The sequence below is a fragment of the Streptomyces sp. NPDC006602 genome, from assembly GCF_042870385.1.
Classification (GTDB): domain Bacteria; phylum Actinomycetota; class Actinomycetes; order Streptomycetales; family Streptomycetaceae; genus Streptomyces.
In genome coordinates this window covers 124,296-141,512 of record NZ_JBIAHG010000019.1, presented here as the reverse complement: position 1 = coordinate 141,512, position 17,217 = coordinate 124,296, and the positions used below count along the sequence as shown (strand labels likewise).

Annotated in this window: 8 protein-coding genes; 2 read left to right on the top strand and 6 right to left on the bottom strand. The window is 67.4% G+C overall.

Annotated elements, in window-relative coordinates:
• The first annotated feature begins 131 nt into the window (after positions 1-131).
• Entirely contained in the window at positions 132-1,499 is a 1,368-nt protein-coding gene (locus tag ACFYO2_RS34375; protein ID WP_388356979.1) for an IS701 family transposase, read from the top strand.
• A gap of 8 nt (positions 1,500-1,507) precedes the next feature.
• Here ACFYO2_RS34375 and ACFYO2_RS34370 read toward each other — a convergent pair whose 3' ends face one another.
• Entirely contained in the window at positions 1,508-2,377 is an 870-nt protein-coding gene (locus ACFYO2_RS34370; RefSeq protein WP_388356977.1) for a hypothetical protein, read from the bottom strand.
• Positions 2,378-3,026: 649 nt separating this feature from the next.
• Here ACFYO2_RS34370 and ACFYO2_RS34365 point away from each other — a divergent pair.
• A complete protein-coding gene (locus ACFYO2_RS34365; RefSeq protein ID WP_388356975.1) occupies positions 3,027-4,415 on the top strand; it encodes an HNH endonuclease in 1,389 nt (462 codons plus the stop codon).
• A gap of 48 nt (positions 4,416-4,463) precedes the next feature.
• Here the strand turns inward: ACFYO2_RS34365 and ACFYO2_RS34360 are convergent, their stop codons facing one another.
• The 5 genes from ACFYO2_RS34360 to ACFYO2_RS34340 form a co-directional block, all read right to left on the bottom strand.
• Positions 4,464-5,648, bottom strand: coding sequence for a Wadjet anti-phage system protein JetD domain-containing protein (locus ACFYO2_RS34360; protein WP_388356973.1), 1,185 nt, complete (start codon positions 5,646-5,648; stop codon positions 4,464-4,466).
• Position 5,649: 1 nt separating this feature from the next.
• Positions 5,650-9,066 (bottom strand): ATP-binding protein, encoded by a 3,417-nt coding sequence (locus tag ACFYO2_RS34355; RefSeq protein WP_388356970.1) that lies wholly within the window; start codon positions 9,064-9,066, stop codon positions 5,650-5,652.
• Complete coding sequence (locus ACFYO2_RS34350; protein WP_388356967.1) at positions 9,063-9,689, bottom strand: DUF4194 domain-containing protein; 627 nt, start codon at positions 9,687-9,689, stop codon at positions 9,063-9,065. The genes ACFYO2_RS34355 and ACFYO2_RS34350 overlap by 4 nt, the downstream gene beginning before the upstream one ends.
• The gene (locus ACFYO2_RS34345) at positions 9,686-11,167 is read right to left on the bottom strand and encodes a DUF3375 domain-containing protein (RefSeq protein ID WP_388356965.1); all 1,482 of its coding nucleotides are present in this window, start codon (positions 11,165-11,167) and stop codon (positions 9,686-9,688) included. Before ACFYO2_RS34345 ends, ACFYO2_RS34350 begins: the two co-directional genes overlap by 4 nt.
• A 721-nt stretch (positions 11,168-11,888) precedes the next feature.
• The gene (locus ACFYO2_RS34340) at positions 11,889-17,192 is read right to left on the bottom strand and encodes a sacsin N-terminal ATP-binding-like domain-containing protein (protein WP_388356963.1); all 5,304 of its coding nucleotides are present in this window, start codon (positions 17,190-17,192) and stop codon (positions 11,889-11,891) included.
• Between the last annotated feature and the right edge of the window lie 25 nt (positions 17,193-17,217).

Sequence of the window (17,217 nt, the reverse complement as noted above, 5' to 3'; positions counted from 1 at the left end):
GATCCACACCACGCCACCGAGCCACTTCACGAGTCGCATCCTTTGTACCTACCGCCGTTGGCGTCTACTGGTCAACGTGGTGGGTGGGGTGCCGGCGGGTAGAGGTGCGGCCACCTGCATCGTGATCGTTTGTGAAGACGGAAAACGAAGCGGTGGCCGCGCAGGCCACGGTAGTACACGCCGGGTGGGGCGAGTCCTTCGAGGCTTTGATGGGCCGAGTGGCGGGGTGCTTCCCACGCCGAGAGACGCGGTTGACCTGCCGGAACATGGTTCAGGGGCTGCTGATGGTCAAGGACTCAGCGAACTGCTGGTCGCTGGCCGAGGCGATCGGCCACACCGGCCCGCACGTGTTGCAGCACTTCCTCTCCCGGGCCCGCTTCGATACCGAGGCGATACGCCGGTCGGCCGCGGCCTGGACGGTGGAGCAACTCGGCGACCGAGAAGTGATGTTGGTGGTGGACGAGACGGGCGATGAGAAATCCTCCCTCGACGCGGTCGGCGCGGCCCGCCAGTACTCCGGTGCCCTGGGCGGGATCGGACTGTGCCAGGTCGCGGTGCACCTGTCCTACGTGAGCGCCGACGGACACGCGCTGATCGACCGCCGCCTCTACCTGGGCGAGGCATGGGCCGCCGACGACGAACGCCGTGAACTGACCGGTGTGCCCGACGAGACAGCGTTCGCCACCAAGCCGCAGCTGGCCGGCGCCATGCTTGCCGAAGCACACGCCTCGGGCATCCGCACCGCGTGGGTGGCGGCCGACGAGGTCTACGGCGGCCGCGAGTTACGCCGCCGCATCCGCTCCCTGGGCTACGGCTATGCGATCACCGTGCCCACCAGCCACCACGTCACCACACCAGGCGGCGGGAAGAGCAAGGTCACCGCGCTGCTGGAACGGGTGCCCAAGCGGGCCTGGATGCGGCTGAAGACCGGCCACGGCACCAAGGGTGAGCGGCTCTACGACTGGGCGATGATCGACGTGCACCCCGACGACACCCCGTCCGGCCAGGCCGCCGGGCACAGCCAGGTTCTCATCCGCCGCCACCGCCGTACCGGCTCCCTCTCCTTCTACCGCACCTGGCACCTCGACCCGCAACCGATATCGGTGCTGGTCAGCGCGGTCTGCCGCCGGTGGCGCGTCGAGGAGGACTTCCAAGGGGCCAAGGGCCTGGCCCACCTCGACGAGGGCCAGGTCACCTGCTGGACCTCCTGGCACCGCTGGAGCCTGATGAGCGTGCTCGCCTACGCCCTCCTGGCCGTCGGCGCCCTCCAGCAGCGGCGACACACGACCCCCGCCGATCCCGACGACGACCTGGCCATGGTGCCCGTCAGCCCGCACGAACTCCTCGCCCTGATCAGGGCCTTCGCCCTGCCCCGCCCCCGCCAGGACGCCGATCCCGCACACGTGCTCCGCTGGTCCCACTGGCGCCGCCGACATCAGCATCGCGCAGCCGACTGCCACCGTCGCTGGAACAACGTCACAGCAGTAGTCATCGCATGACAGAAACCTCACGCCTCACGAACTACAGCTGCCGTGACGGTGACCGGCCCATCTAGAGGGAGCTCGGTGCTGAACAGCAACCCAGGTGTTTGGTTCCACGTCCCGACGTGCAGGCCGTCGACGTGTGCCGCGCACGATGCCAGCTGCTCGTGCGAAACACCGGCTCCGCTGTGGTTGCCCTTGCATGCGATCGGGATGATCACGGACGGCTGCGACGGCTTCCAAACTTCTGCCAGGAAGTGAGGCCGGTAGCGGTAGCCGACACTGGCGCTCTTGTCGTCCTTCGTGTCTCTTTCGGAGGCGGTCAGTGCCCAGCCCGCCCGCAGGGCCGTGTCGGAATGAACGATGGACACGCCGTAGCCAGGGAAACGGTTGCGCAGGATGTGCTCTGCCAGCACGAGAGCGAACGCCTGGCCCAGCTCCTCTGACTGCAGCGTTTTGTAGTGCCTGGCGATGTGCCGCCCCTCCGAGGACAGCCACAGCAACGATCCCTTCCCCGCCTGTAGCGCCTGGATGTACTTCAGGCTGCCCCAGTGCTCAGCGAGTCCACGTGCCGCACCACGCCGAGTGAGCGCCATGCCCCGCGCGAGACGGTGCAGCAGCCCGATGTACGGCAACCGAACTGAACTCTGCAACTCGGCATCAGGCAGGGCTTGAAGCCCTTGTTTGCGCCGCAGCAGGGGCGGCATCTCCCTGTGCGCCTTGCCTTCGTTCTCGGCCTCCTCGGCCTTCCGCTCATGTTCCCTTTGCTTCTTGCTGTCTTCGCTGTGAGCGGCAACATCGACGCTGCCGGCCAGGGCGCTCTTAGAGTCGGTGGCTACCGTGACCGGCTGTAACAGCTGCTTCAGTACCTCGGCTCCACTCGGCGTGTTCTCCATGGCGCCCCCTCCGCTGACACGGTTTCCATGCACCAGGGTGTCCGGGGGGACCCTGGGCTGCCCATATGGCAACCGAATAATGGCCTGAATTATCCGACCTCAGCACCTTTTACAGAGCCGAGTGCGGCACCGGTCGGGAGCTCCTCCGTCTCGCACGGGTGGCCGAAAGCGAAGCTGAACGCGGATACTGTGGCACTTTCGATCGCGAGCGGTGGATGGGCGTAGGTGTCTCGGATCTCGGAGAACTCGGCGTGCCTGGAGAGCGCCTGCACGGTTTCGGATCGTGCTTGCCGCAGGTGCCGAGCGCAGTCGCGTAGGAGTGCTTCAAGCCATGGAAGCGAGTGCCTGGGGAGGGTCTGCTACTTCCAGCGCCCTTTTCCACTGGTTGTGGAAGTCGCTGTGCAGGACGGGCATGCCGAACCGGTTGGTCACCAGAGGTCCTCGTCGAGTGGTTGGCGCACCCGCAGGCTGCGCGGTGCTGTCCAACGCCCCATGAGACGGGCTCTGGTTCGGAGAACCACAGGCGCAGGCGCGGAGCCAACCCTCATTTGAAGGGGACCTTGACCGGGCCGCAACAGCTCGGCCACGAGCCTGTCAGGTTAGATTCACTCTAGGTCCTCGTCCGTCGCCATGGAGTCAGCAGCCGCACATGTTCGTAGAGTTTGATGCCGTCTCGTTCAGCCCCGTGGGTGAGCAACATGTGGTGTGCGGCGCCACCCCCGCCGGGTTCGGCGCGCCGGTCTACGTCCAGAATCCGGACGCACAGCCGAACGACGTCTTGAGGGGCCTGCTTCAGCGCTACCCTCGGCTACCGAGAGGGTTGAAGTCCGCCGGCCAGCTCAAGGCCGCAGGGCTGCGGGCATTGAACTTGTTCCGTCCCGACGCTTACGTACTCGGGCCTCCGCAGCTGATTGCCGTCCCCAGGGCGCCCACGAGCGCCGGGCGCACGACGCCGGAATGGGAAGAGACCGTATATCCGCCTACGCCTGTCTATCGTGCAGATCAAGCTGTCCCCTTCTCGGTGCCACCTGATGCCCACGAAGCCCAAACCATCCGCCATGCTGCGATCCGTTGGGCACAGGATGTCCTCGACGACCCCGATACGGTCATTCTGGCCGTCAGCTCCATCGGGTCACCTGCTCCGTCCACCCCGCCCCTGGAACGGGCCGTGCCCTATGAGATAGCACTCACCTCGGGCGGCGGCCGCAAGAGATGGCATCAATTCATCAACCCTGAATGGGAGACGGCATTCCTGCAGCAGCTTCGACTGGGCCCTGTCGGCCCTGCGGAACTCGAAGCCGCCCCCCGCTTCCACGAGGTAGCTGACACCCTGCTGCGCAGAATCCAGGGCAAGCGCGTCGTCACCTACGGACGCAACCTGCAGTACGCCGCGATCTACGCGGGGCTTGAGTACGCCTGGCTACGGGACGGCCTCCCCTACGGTGCCCTGTGGCCGGACACCGCTACCACACTCACGAAGTTGAACCGCAGCAGCTGGGAGTGCGCGCGTCTGCGCCGCGGCGAGTTCGACAGCGACTGGAACTCGGCCACCGGTCACTTCACACTGCCAGCCGAGGAACCGGCCGCCGATGCACTCGACCGCTGCCGGATGACCGTGGCACTGCTGCGGCGCATGGCAGATCCGGCTCTGCGCTACGCAGAGCTCAATGACCGGGCGGAGCGCGCCGTGCGGGACGGCAAGAGCCACCGCCACCGGCCCCAAGGTGGTCAGCGGCTGAGCCGCATCGCCGCATCCCGCCATGCGGTGCTCGAGCGCAGCCAAGGGGGCTGCGAGAACCCCCGCTGCCCTGACCCCCGCTACACCTCGGCACTCAGCCGCAATGGCTCCTACCTGTTGGAAGTGGATCACATAGACGATCACGCCAAGGGGGGCGCGGACCTTCCCAAGGCCATGATTGCTCTGTGCCCGAACTGCCATGCCCTGAAGACCCGCGGGACGGTGACCGACGAGTTCCGTGTTCTCCTTCGCGCTACGGCCCTCGCCAGGCACCAGGAACTGCTCGCCGCGGCTCGATGAACCTGCCCCTTCATCGGCACCGACAAGCTGGCTAATGGTGTGCGGTGCCTAGCGGAGCTCGTTGAGGGCATCTTCCAGCAGGTGGAACCGCACGCGTTCTTGTTCGAGTCGCACGTTGGGGCCGAACTCGCCGTCCACGAGGCTGTCGTAGACATCGACCTCGTCCGGAGTAAGCGTGCCGAGAGGCTGGTGGGTGGGGGCGTCCTCCTTCACCCACTGGCCGCGGTGCTCCAGGAGAACGTCCCGGTTCATCAGGATGGACTGCGTGTGCGGGAAGGCCCGACGCAGCCGATCGAGGATGGTGAACCCATGAGTGTCCAGGTCGCCCCAGTACACGAGGCGTATGCCGTTCAGCCAGTTCAGGGCGGACAGTTGGGTGACGGCGTAGCCGCCGCCGTGGATCACGATGCTGTGGGGCTGGCCAGGGAAGGCGAGGTAGTTGGTTTCGTTCTCGACGACATACACGGTCGTGATGCCGGGCGGCGGCGCGGTGAACTCATCCGCCCGGACCGTGAGTTCGTTGAAGCCCGCCAGCGACTCGCCACCGAGCATTCGGAACCGCAGGTAGGCGGGCTTGCGCAGGAAGCGGAAGCGGGCGGCGAAGTCCGTGCGTGCGGCCTCGGCGTCGATGCGGTCGTCGGGAAGGCACTGCTCAAGCAGGGTGGTTAGGATGGCGCGGTGGCGTTCGATGAACTTGGTGTCCACGCCGGGTACGTCGAGCTGGCGCAGGTAGACGGCTGGGCCACGGTAGTCGGTGATCCAGCGGCTCGTGGCCTGTAGGCGGAGCCAGTCGGCTTCCCGCTGGAGGACCTGCATGGGGTGGGCGATCATCCAGTCGATGAGCGCGGGCAGTGATTCCTGGGTAGAGGTCAGCAGGGTTTGGTAGCGGGCGACCGTGGGGGTGACGCCGAGCAGGCGCCAGAGACCGTCGCGGTCGTCGATCCAGACGCGGTCGGGGATGTTGTTCACGCCAGCGAGGCGTCCGCCGAGTCGGCGGTATTCGATGCGCAAGTGCCTGTGTGCGCTGGGCACCCACGATTCGGTCCAGGCGAGGACTTGGTCATAGTGGCGGGTGATGTCGCTGGCTTTCGGGCCGCGCAGCGGAATCTCGACGGGTTTCCAGCGTGCCCCGTCGGCGAGTTGGGTGAGGTAGGTCCCCGTGTTCCAGCGTTTGCGGAGGCGTTCGAGGACGGCCTGCGGCGTAGTCCAGTTGAGGTCTTGATGAGTCGTCATCTCAGTCTCCCTGTCCTGCGGCGGGCTGCAGGCCGGCCAAGGTGTGGGCAAGGCGTTCTTGGCGGTACTGGGAGATGGTCAGGGTGCGCAGGCGGGAATGGTGTCCGCTGGGATTATCGACGAAGCCGACGGCCGAGACGTAGGGCTCGATGACGTGGATCTTCTGTAGCGGGGTGACGATGAGGAGTTGCAGGCCCAGGCGTTTGAAGAGGTCCAGGGCAAAGCGGGCGGATTCCTCCGAGCCGCGTCCGAAGGCTTCGTCGATGACCACGAAGCGGAAGGTACGGCTCCTGCTGCTGGTGGTGTCGAGCTTGAACTGGTAGGCAAGGGAGGCGGCCAGGATGGTGTACGCGAGCTTTTCCTTCTGACCGCCGGACTTGCCACCGGAGTCGGAGTACACCTCGTACTCGGAGTCGTCCTCGCGGCGTCGTTCGCTGGCGCTGAAGACGAACCAGTACCGCACGTCGGTGACGCGCTTGGTCCAGCCGCGGTCGCTGTCCGTGTGGCCTTCGCGGCCCTTGAAGCGTTCGATCAAGCGCTGGACCTGGTGGAACTTCTCCTCGGAGTACAGGTCGGAGTCGTCGCCGGACAGGACGTCGTCGGTGCAGGCGCGCAGTTCCGCGGTGAACTCACGGATCTCGGTGTTGGGCGTCTGCTCGGGCTTGAGCATGATGTAGCGGCCTGGGTGGTAGTCGATGCCGGCCAGCGACTCGTTGATGGTGTGGATGCGGTCGCCGATCTCGTCGGCCCAGATGTTCAACTGCGCGTGGAATCCGGCGATTTCGCGGATCACGTTGGTCTTCAGGTAGGTGCGGAACTGGTCCTGGAAGCGCGGCAGGTCGTCGGCGACGAGCTGCTGGTGCAGGGCGCGGTATCCGGGGGCGGAGGTGACGGAGGCGTCGAGTTCGCTGGTCTCGACCTGATAGGTAGTGTGGAAGGAGCTCATCTGGGCAGCGATCGTCTGGGTGAGCCGGGTCTGCTCCTTGGCCCAGCGGTCCTTGTGCGCCGTCATCTCCTCTCGTAGCCAGGTTTCGGTCTGCGCGCACTCCTTCGCGGTCCGGCACGCAAGGCGGGCTGTGGTCAAGCGCTGTTCGAGGGCCGGAAAGTGCGCCTGTGCAGCGTCGGCGGCAGGTTCGTCGAGTACGGCGCGGGCCTCGTCGCGGGAGCGTTCAGCGGCGTCGCGTTCGCCGCCGACCCGTCCCCAGCTCTGGCTGGCCTTCTCATAGGCTGCTTCCTGTTCGGTGATTTCGTCGGCGATCTCGGCGAGGCTGCGGGTGAGTTCGTCCAGGTCTTTGGAGGCGGCTTGCAGGCGCTGCTTCTCACCCGTGAGCTCGGTGATGCGTCGTACTGCGGACGGCCAGTCGATCTCCCTGTAGTCCAGCATCGCCGTCAGCCGGTCGAGGACCTTATCTCGGCTGATGGCGTCCTCGTAGACGGCTCCCAGCCCGCTCTTCTTCTTCTCCATCTCGCGCTGGGCGCCATGGACCCGTCCCGCCTGATCCAGTAGGGCATCAATCTTCGCCTGGTTCGTCCAGCCGAGCACATAGGTGCTGCCGTCGTCGATGCGGGTGGTGTCGTTCTTCTCGTGGCGGCCCCGCGGCCCCTTGATCAACCCCTGTGCGGTGATAGCCAGTTCGGCGTACCGGAAGGCTTCCATCGTCGGCACGCAGGCGTGGGAGGCACGGCGTTCGAGCTCGCTGGCCAGCCACGGAGCGAATGGCGATTCCTCTCGCACTTCGAGCTTGGTGAACAGCGCTGTGGACGCACCGGTGGACAGGCGCCGCGGCGGGAGCTTGTCCGGGACGCGGAAGTAGACCAGCTTCGTCCCCAGGTGGTGGTCATTGATCCAGTCGGAGACGCGAGTGTACTGATCGCCGGGAACCAGGAGGGACACGGCGAAGCCGCGCAGCAGCCGCTCGGCGGCTCCGGCCCATGCCTGTTCCTCCTCTCGCACCTGAATGAGTTCGCCGGCGAAGGGCAGGACACTTTCCTCGATGCCGAGTTCGCGGCTCAGGCAGGCGCGTACCTCCAGCTGCTTGCGGGGGATGTTGCTGCGGCGCGAGCGCAGGCTGATCAGGTCTGCGTTGAGGTCTTCGGCCCGCTGCCTCAGCTGTGCAGCCTCGACTGCGAGCGTCTCAAGGGCCGTGCGTGTCTCCTGTGTCGTCGCGGCGACGTCGTGCTGGGCCCGGGCGATCTCCTCAAGGCGGTCGGAGAACTGCGCCTGATCGGTGACCGGGGCCAGCTCTGCCTGCTCCAGCAGGGCGGCGTGCTGGCGGGCGCGCTTCTCCTGAGCGGCGCGCTGCTGCTCAATCTCCTCGATCTGGCGCTCCAATTCGCCCAGGCGCCCGCCGCCCAGGCCCTCACGCTGCAGTTCCCACCGGCGCTCCTGGCCCCGCAGCCGCTCCAGCTCCTCCTTGGCAGCCTTCTTCTCGCTCTCCAGGCGGCTGAGCATCCGCTCCGCCTCTGCGCACTGAGCTTCGTGCAGCACCGCCGTGCGCTCTGCGATGAAGTACCGCAAGGCGGCCTGTTGGGCGTCGGCCTCCTCGATACGTGTAGCCAGGCCCTCATAGGCGTCGCAGTCCTCAAGCAGCGGAGTGAGTGCCTCGATCTGGGCGCGGGCTCGCTGAACGGAGTTGTAGGTGGTAGTCAGCGCGTCGAAGTGGCTGACGATGTTGCCGGTCATCACCGCTGCATCGAACGGTTCGAGCATGTGGCTGCGCACGAAGTCATCCAGGCTGCCCACCGACTTCATCGACACCGTCTGGTGGAAGAGTTCCAGCGCCTGCTCGGACTCGATGCCCATCCGGCGCCGGAAGTCCTTGCTGTAGGGGGGGAACGTCTTGTGGACGCGGACATCGCTCGCTTCAAGGCGCTTCTTCAGGGATCGCACCTCGGTGCCGAAGTCGGCGAAGTCCCCGGCAACGGACAGCGCCCGGTCGGCGACGAGGAACAGACGCTCGGGGCTTGTGGCATTCGCGTCGGCCAGCCAGAACACCTGCCCCAGCGTGACGGTCGCAGACAGCGCCGGGTTCGTGAACACACCCAAAATGACGGAGTAGCTGCCCGGCTTGCGCAGTGCCACCGGCTTGGTCGTCCCGGTGGTCTCGTTGCGTTCGGACTTGTAGTGGCCCAGCGCGTAGGAGCGCAGGCTCCGCTCTCCGCTCTCCGCGCCGGCCGCCTTGTTGTAAGCGATCTTGCGGGCGGGCATGAACAGCGTGGTGATCGCATCCACCAGGGTGGACTTGCCGGAACCGATGTCACCGGTCAGCAAGGCGTTGGCGCCGCCGAGGCCGAACGACCACACGTGCTTGTCGAACGTGCCCCAGTTGTAGACCTCCAGACGCTCCAGCCGGAATCCTGCCGCAACCAGATCGGTGGAGGCACTCGTGCCAGCGGGGCCGTGCTGAGCGGGGATCACTGCTGCTTCTCCTGGGGGGTGTGGGTGGCGGCGTACTGGGCCAGGTTCGTGTCGAAGTCGGCGAGCCACTGCCCGTCAACGAAGGCTTTGATGATCCGCTGCACCTCGAACAGCTGCTCCTGCCCGCGAGCACGGCGCAGGAACTGCAGGTCCACCACCTTGTTGATGTGGCCGTCGATCTGGTCGACGAGACGCGCCTCGTTACTGCCGGCCGGGAGGAACGTGCGGATCATCTCGACGATCTCGTCCCGGGTGATCATCAGACGGGTGCCGTCGGCACCCGCGTCGAACTCGGCGAGCCGCTTACGCAGCAGCACGACCAGCAGACTGACGGGGTAGGACAGCGAGCGGCGGGGCATCAGCCGCGGCGGCGCCATCCGAGGATCGCGGACGTCGTCTTCGTCGTCGGGTTTCGACTGGAGAAAGGCGTAGCCCTCCATCTCGTCGATCACCACGCGCAGCCCCATGACGTCGACGTAGTCCTTCACGCCGGCACTGTGATGGAGCAGGGCGTCCCAGGCCCGCTCGTGCTGGTCGCGGGATACTGGTCCCTTGAGCAGTTGGTTGACCGGCAGCGATAGGGTGTACGGCTGGTGTGGGATGGGGGTGGCGGGCGTGGTCATCGCCCCTCCTTCGGGCTGGACGCCCAGGCGATGCCAGGGCTCGTGCGGGCAAAAGTGACCACGGGCACGGTGGCGACCTGCAGAGCGTCGTCCTCGCCGATCCATGTGATCTCTTCTTGACGGTGATCGTCGAACACGGTGGTGAACCCGGCGTCCGGCAGAGCGAAGTAGGCGACCAGCTCGGCAAGCCCCTGCTCCAAAGGGTGCTCGCGCAGCGTCTCGGCCAACGACACCTGGGTGCGGGAGCCGAGCACCTGGTGCACCGCGGCCGTCAGCCTGGCCGGATCCACATACACAGCCTCGAACAAGGCGTCGGCGGTGAACTCCTCATCCCCCGCCTGGATCCCCGTACTGTCGATGGCCACCTTGACCACCGGCGTATACAAAGGCCGCTCCATCGGCAAGGCGATGGCCGGAGCGGCCGCATCGACTTCGGCGACCAAATCCACGCCCGGTGTATCACGCAACGCCAGGGCCTGCGCCTCGATCCCGCGCACCAGCTGCAGGACACGCCGATCCTCCGAGCGCACCTGGTCGTCCAGGAACCGGCGCAGCTGATCCGACAGCTGCCGCACCGTGGTCTGGGTGCGTTCGGCGGCCTCCAGCCAGTCCCGGGCCATGCGTCGCATCCTCGGATCGGGCTCACCGATAGCCTCCATCGCCTCGACCGCGGCCAGCAGCAACTTGAGTTCGTCCTGACGGCTCGGGGCGAGAAGGAAGTCATAGAACGCCTGGAAAGTCCGGCCCTGGTCCGACTCCGCGATGCTCTCGCGGCTGCCCAGCACCTCATCCAGGAGTTCGCCCTTGACCCCGTCCCACGCGGCAATCTTGCTCCGCAGGTCTCGGTCGAGGTCCCGGAAGTTCGCCTCGACCTCGCGGAAGTCAGCCAGTAGCCCATGCGCCGTCGTCGTCACCAGCTGATAGCGGTCCCGCAGCGCCGCGCTGTCCAGAACATCCACCTCGCCAGCCTCAACACGCTCGATTTCCTGGTCGATTTCATGCCGACGCCGGGTGAGCTCCGCCAGTCGCGCCTCGGGGTCGGTTTCAGTGCCATACGTCATCTGCCGCAGCAGATCGAAGATCGTGTTCAGGCGCGACTCAGTACCGACGAACGAACGCTCCTCCAGCGACCGGACCCACGTGATGGCCTTCTCGACTGCAGCCGTGGCGTCATAGTGCGGCTCGTCCGAATCCGGCGGGTAATACTTGCGCAGCCAGCCGTTCCCCGGCCCCGACCAGTCATCCAGATACGCCTTCGCGGACTTGGGAAACGTGCCCTGCCCCAGCCGGTCGTTGAGTGCGAACAACTCGTCGTCCAGCCGTTCGACAAGCTCCGCACCGACAATCGAGCGCGCTCCATGCTCAACGAAGACCTTGTTGAAGAAGCTCAGCATCAGCGCGGCGTTGTCGGCCTTCAGCAGCCGCCAAGCAGCGCTCTGCTTTCGTAGGGCGACCAGACGGTCGTAGTCCAACTCCATACATCCTGCCCTCTCACTACCCCGGTGAGTACGACCGCATTTCCCGCCAACGGCGGAAACGCACGCCCTACTCGGCCGGCACCCATGCCCGCGCAGCCGTGCACAGGCATTCCGCGCCGACCACAAGAAACCGTAGAGGGCACCACTGACAACGGGACTCGGCAGAGCCGACAACTGGATAGGCCACGGCAGCCCGAGGAAGTAAAACGCCAGGCAAGAGGGTAGATACATCTGAATTCCGCATCGTTCCCGACCCTCCTCCTCAGGCCCTATGCGAACACCATTTCGAGTCCCGGCCCGACGTCATCTGCGCGGACGAGAGGCCATGCCATCGGACCTTGATCACGACGGGTTAAAGCAAACAGCCCACCGCCGTCGACCAGGGTTCCCGCACCGCCGTCGCGAATGCCGCAGCCCTCTGCGGTCGGGCGGGACACGGGTGGCAAGGTCACCGTTGCGGCCCGGACATCGCCCAGCCCTGATAGCGCTCCAGCTCCGGATGCGCCGCACCCACCCGCCGTGGGCACGGGTTTACGTGCTCTTGCGCCGCTGGCGCCGCCAGGGCCTGGACCGCCTGTGGACCCCCAGCTGATCGACGAGCTGGGGGTCCGGGCTCAAGCTCAGAGCCTTCAACTGACCGGCGAGGGCGGGCTGCTCCAACAACTGCCCAAGCGGCTCCTGGAGTCAGCTCAGCCTCGTTCGCCTACAGAGAAGGTTTCAGTCACCCCGGCGGCAGCTCGAACCGCAGGCGCATGGCTGTGCCGACGAGGCGGTAGCCGGCGAGGCCGGGAGCGCTGAACGGGTTGGGGAGGGGTGTTATGCGTCGGTGGGTGCTGTCGAGGACGTGGGTGACGTAGACGATGGTGTAGGTCTCGTCCGGGCGTAGGTGACTGGCTCGTTCGACTTCGGACTCGCCGAGTTCGAACTCGCCCCGGTCCCCGGTCGAGGCCTTCACCTCGTACAGGAGGGTGCGATCGCCGTCGTGGATCAGGAAGTCGTAGCCGAGGCTGTCGTCGCCCGAGCCGTCGGCGAGGACGTGCTGGCGTAGCCCGGACTTCCAGGATTCTTCGCGGGGGACGCCGTACTGCCGCTCCAGCCAGGCGGCCACGGCCACCTCTCCGGCGAGTCCGACGGCCCTGTCCCTCTGGGGGTCCCGAGGGACGGCCTGGTATCCCCCGCCACGACCGGCGACCGCGGAGGTGGTTCGTTGTCTCGGGAGGGCGGGTGCCGACGGTGTCCCGGGCTGTGGGGAGGCAGCGAGTTGGTCGGGGGTGAGGTCGGCGGCGACCTGTCGGGCAAGGTCGCGCAGGTGGTCGGGGCTGATCAGAAGGGCACAGCCGTTCAGGAGAAGTGACGGGCCCAACGGCGCGGCAGGGAGCGAGGTGCTACCGACGGGCGGGCTCGGCGGGAGGGGCGCGGGTTCGCGCAGACCGAGGTCGGCCGCCCGGTCCGTGGCGGGCATGTCCGCGGGCCAGTGACCGTGGGTCTGGAGCCAGGCGATGAGCGTGCGGGTGCCGATCGGCTCGAAGTCGAGCAGGCCCTCGGCGTCCATCGCCGACGCGACCTCGGTGGCCGACGGCAGGGAGGGGATCTCACGGCCCTGGCGGTTCAGCCAGGCTTCGATGCGGACACGCAGGCGGGGAAGGCGCGCGTGGATGGTGTCGACGCAGTCCTCGTGGATCTCGGCCACCGTGCGCGGGTGGTGCTGCCGGGCCGGTGTCGGGGGCAGGTGCGTGACCGTCCATTCCTCGGCGTGGGCGTCGAGGAGGTCAGCAGGAAGGTCCCAGTGTTCGAGTCCCCACCGGGGGTCCGGCTCCAGTCCGGGGAGCGAGCGCAGCCGAACGTACTCCGTGAGGGGGGCGCCACCCTTGTGCGTGGCCACGTAGGCGTCACGGACGCGGTCGGCCATTCGGGCCCGGTTCAGCTGCAACCAGGCCTGGAACTGGCGTTGGTGGGTCTCCGCGTTGTCGACGGTCAGCAGACCCAGTGTCTGCCAAGCCTGGTTGGCCTCGGCCAGGGGCACTCCCAGTGCGGACAGCATCCGCTGCCAGTCGGCCTCCTCCACGAGTCCCAGCAACTGGTCGGCGCGGTCGACATCGAGCCGGGCGACCAGCCAGTCGTGGAGTTCGCCGCGATCGTGCAAGGTCTCCTGTCCGCGTTGCAGTTCCTCGGCGAGGGCGAGGTTAACGCAGGCGAGAAGGGGGACGAGTCGGGCGCTGCCGGAGCGGATCGAGGCACGGTCGGCGAGCACCGCCTCCAGGCGCTGTTGCGGGATGGCGAGCACGGAGGCAATGTCCGCCTCGGTGACGTCCGCGACGGTCCGGTCCAGCCGGTTCAGTGCGATGAACGCCAGCTGTACCGCCGTGCTCAGGTAGGGGGCGCCGATCAGGGTACTCAGGGCGGTCGCGGCTACCTCCAGCACATGCCAGCCGGAGCGCTGCCCTGCGCACACCACGACGAGCCGGGGTTCGTCCGGATCGTCGTGGAGGAGGGAGCGGTCATCGCCGGAGGCGTCGAGGGCGTGCCCGGCGATATGGGTGACCGCGGTCCGCGCCACGACGACGCCACAGGATCGAAGCCGTTGCCTGACGCGGCGCGCCGCGGGGACCGTGGCGCGGGAGGACCGCTCCTCGTCGAACTCGACCAGCGCGACCATGAGGGTCTCCAGCCAGGGCCCGGCCAGGGCAAACAGCGGTACTCGGGGTGCGTCGGCGATCGGCAGCTGGTCGACCCGCACGTCGAGTTCCGCCTCGCTCGTCGGCCGGATCACGAAACGGCCCTGCGCCTCCAGGTGCTCGTGAACGCGCTGGCCCAGAGCTCTGTCGTCGACCGGCAGGAGCAGCAGGGGTGCCTCGTCGAGCAGCCTCCGCTGCTGGGTGCCGCGGATGTCGGCCACGTAGACCGGCTCCGGCTCAGAATCGGCTGCCAGCACATCCAGTGTCCCGGCCCGGCTCACAAGGAGTTCGGGGAGGACCCCGGACCGCCACCCGCCGCCGAACCCGTCCGGAGGAAGGAGGTCCGCCCAGGCCTGTTCGTAGTCCCGCCGCAGCAGATGCCCAAGGCGTCCCTGCCGTAGCCGGGGCACACGGCGGAGTAGGGCGGGCAGGTGGCGGAGCCGGTCCGCGGCGGTCTCGGGATCGTCCCAGCGACGTACGCCGAGCAGCTCCAGGCGTTTGAGCACGCGGTCCGACTGCCGTCTGCGCAGCGCGGCGGAGGCGACGGTGAGGAAGGCGGGCGGCGCCTCCCCCGAGGCCCACCACCACGCCTGGCTGGCCGTGGTGAAAGCGGGGGTGTCTTCGTCGTCACCCGTCTGGGGAATCCACGGGACTCGGAACAGGAAGGCCGCCAGCGGGGTGGGCCACGGTGTGCCCTTCTGATCCGAGCCGCCCGCGAAGCGGAACTCGAGTGCCTCGGCGTCCCAGGTGTCCAGGCCGTGGACAATCAGTTCGGCGTAGAGCCGACGACTCTCCTCGTCGAACGCGGCGTATTCCCGCTGGCCGGGAAGAACGGCCACCCTCTTGCGGGTCGGGCGGTACTCGACGGTCAGGTAGAGATCGTCGCGGCGCTTGGGCCAGCGCTGGGCCGTCGACTGCCATTGGGTCCGCTCATCCGGGTCCAGGTTCAGGGCCCACAGTCCGGGAAAGCTGGACGGACGGTTGAGATGCTGCCCCTTCACCGCCTGGGACGTTGCCACGTAGGTCGATAGCAGGCCGTGGCGGACGCCCTGGTGTTCGAGGAAGCGCCGCAGAGTCTGCGCGTCGGTGCGGGTGCCGGCGCAGATGTCGTGGGCGGGGCGGACGACCCGATCGGCGGCGGCGACAAGGTCACGGGAGACAGCTTCGGTACGGTCGAAGAAGCGGACCAGTGCCCGGTCGATCCCGCCGTGCCCGCCTGTCCAACCATCTCCAAACATGGCCTCCGTAACGGGCACCCAGGTCTTGCGGCCCGGCACCAACAGCCCCTTGATCACAGGCCGCTTGCCGTGCCGGTCCACGGAGGACGCCCACAGGGCGCAGGCGAACAGGAGGTGCTCGCGCAGAGCCTCGTCGTCCTCACGGACCTTGCGCATGGCGTCGCCCAGCACTTCCAGCAGGGCTTTCGGGCTGTAGTCCCGTACCAGCCCCTGTTCCTCCAGCCAGGTACGACCGCGGGAGCGCCGGCTGGTCTTCCGTCCCGCCCAAGCGATCTCCGTGTGGACGAAGGAGATGCTCTTCGCGAGTCCAGGTGGCAGGGCGGGCAGCGCGGCCGGCGGGCCGTCCGAACGGCGGAAGAACAACCCGGGATCGCCGGCCGGAGCCCGCTTCCCGTCGACCGTGAGGACGATTTTCCTCCCCTTCAGTTCCTCGCCAGTGCGAGCGAAGCAGACCGAGAGGTCGTGGTAGTAGTCCGCCCACTTTCCGGCGTCGAACTCCTCCTGGGCGAGGGCCGAGGCTACGCTCTCCGCCCAGTCGGCGAGCACGCTGACAGGCGGGACGAGACCCAGTCCACGGGCCGTACCCAGCGCCGCCAGCCGCTCGGCGCGCCGGGGATGGAGTTGTGGGTCGATGACGTGCTTGACCCCAGCGGCAGCCACGGCCTGCGGTGTCAACACGCGAGCCTGGTCGGGGCCGCGCCACAAGTAGCCGCAGCGGTACGCGGTGCGGGTGCCCGCGGGGTGCAGTACCGGCATGAACGGAACGGCGTCGAACTCACGGTCCTGTGCCTTGAAGGCCAGCTCCAGGCGCCGAACCTGATCGTGTTCCCAGCACATCAGGTCGATGAGGGTGCCTGCGGGCAGCACGACGCGTCCTTCGTCGACCAATGCGGTCGCCCGTGCGCAGGCCTCGGCCGCGGTGTCGAGCAGCAGGTCATTCCATTGCGTGGACTCCGCCATGGTGCGTCGGCTCACGTCCGTGTGGAATGGCGCGTTGACGAACCCGCGCACCGGGCAGATCCGTTGTGTCCCCATGGGCAGGAACGTGTAGAGCCTGCCGCGCTCCAGAGGGTCGCCCGCGGGTACCGCCACGCTGACCACGGCCGAGTTTCCTAGTGCCTGCCAGCCGTCCTTCAGCGGTCCGGATCCCAGGCCGGCGGCGATGGCTTCGAGTGCGCGCTCGCTGTCCACTGCGGCCGTCACCATGATCAGGCGGGTGCGACGGCGCAGCGTGATCTGCTGGATCTTCAGGTCACGAGAGGTGAAGAGGGTGTCCACCTTGCGTGTGTAGACGCTGGGGCGCCCCCGGCCGCCCACCCGGTGCGTGACGGTCACTTTGCCGAGGCGGTCCAGGAAGAGTTCGAACGGCGCCCCGTCATCGGTCAGTTCCCGCAGCTGGCGTACCGCTTCCAGCCTGGCCTCGGCGGACCGCAGCGGGAGCCGGACCACGGTCACCATTCTCCGTCGGCGGAAGGGAGCCACCGCAGCCGGGACGTCGTCCACCGGCACTGGAACCTTCAACGATGACAGGTTCGCGCGCAGTTGGTCGGCAGCCTCCGGGTGGCCGGGCGCGACCTGGTCCGCCAACCAGTCGAAGTCGTCGTCCCGGGCGAAGCGGAAGCAGAACCCGTCGAAGGCCTTGGACGCGGAGCTCGTGACGCTGTACATCTCTGGGGCAGAGGTGAGCTGAAGCACGCTCTTGAAGCCGACCCCCTTGTGGCCGATACCCTCGTCGGGTCGCTTGCTCGACAGGCCGATGCTGCACAACGCCTCGAAGTTCTTGTACCCGAGAGGCCTTCCGCCGTTCGCCACGTAGAGGACGCCGTGTTCGCCCTCGTCCTCGTCGAGGACAATCTCTACGCGGCCATCGCCGTGCCGGGCGCGGTGCGCGTCGTGGGCGTTCTGAAGGAGTTCGACCAGCACGCGCCCCATGTACTCAGGCGAGAGCATCTGTTCGGTGACTTCTTTGAGTTCGCGAGCGGCACGGCGCCCGCGCTTCAGGTCGGCGAGACACCCCTCGGCCTCCATGACCGCCGTCGCTACGACCCGCTTGCGCCTGGCCGAACCGACACGACCCGCGGACCGCCCTGCTCGCTTCTGTCCGTCGGTCACTCTTCCCCCCCCGGAAGCCTTCTGA

Excerpts from the sequence above, each read along its gene's own strand:
- ACFYO2_RS34370 (WP_388356977.1), bottom strand. The coding sequence starts at position 2,377 with ATGGAGAACACGCCGAGTGGAGCCGAGGTACTGAAGCAGCTGTTACAG.
- ACFYO2_RS34365 (WP_388356975.1), top strand. The coding sequence starts at position 3,027 with ATGTTCGTAGAGTTTGATGCCGTCTCGTTCAGCCCCGTGGGTGAGCAA.
- ACFYO2_RS34360 (WP_388356973.1), bottom strand. The coding sequence starts at position 5,648 with ATGACGACTCATCAAGACCTCAACTGGACTACGCCGCAGGCCGTCCTC.
- ACFYO2_RS34350 (WP_388356967.1), bottom strand. The coding sequence starts at position 9,689 with ATGACCACGCCCGCCACCCCCATCCCACACCAGCCGTACACCCTATCG.
- ACFYO2_RS34345 (WP_388356965.1), bottom strand. The coding sequence starts at position 11,167 with ATGGAGTTGGACTACGACCGTCTGGTCGCCCTACGAAAGCAGAGCGCT.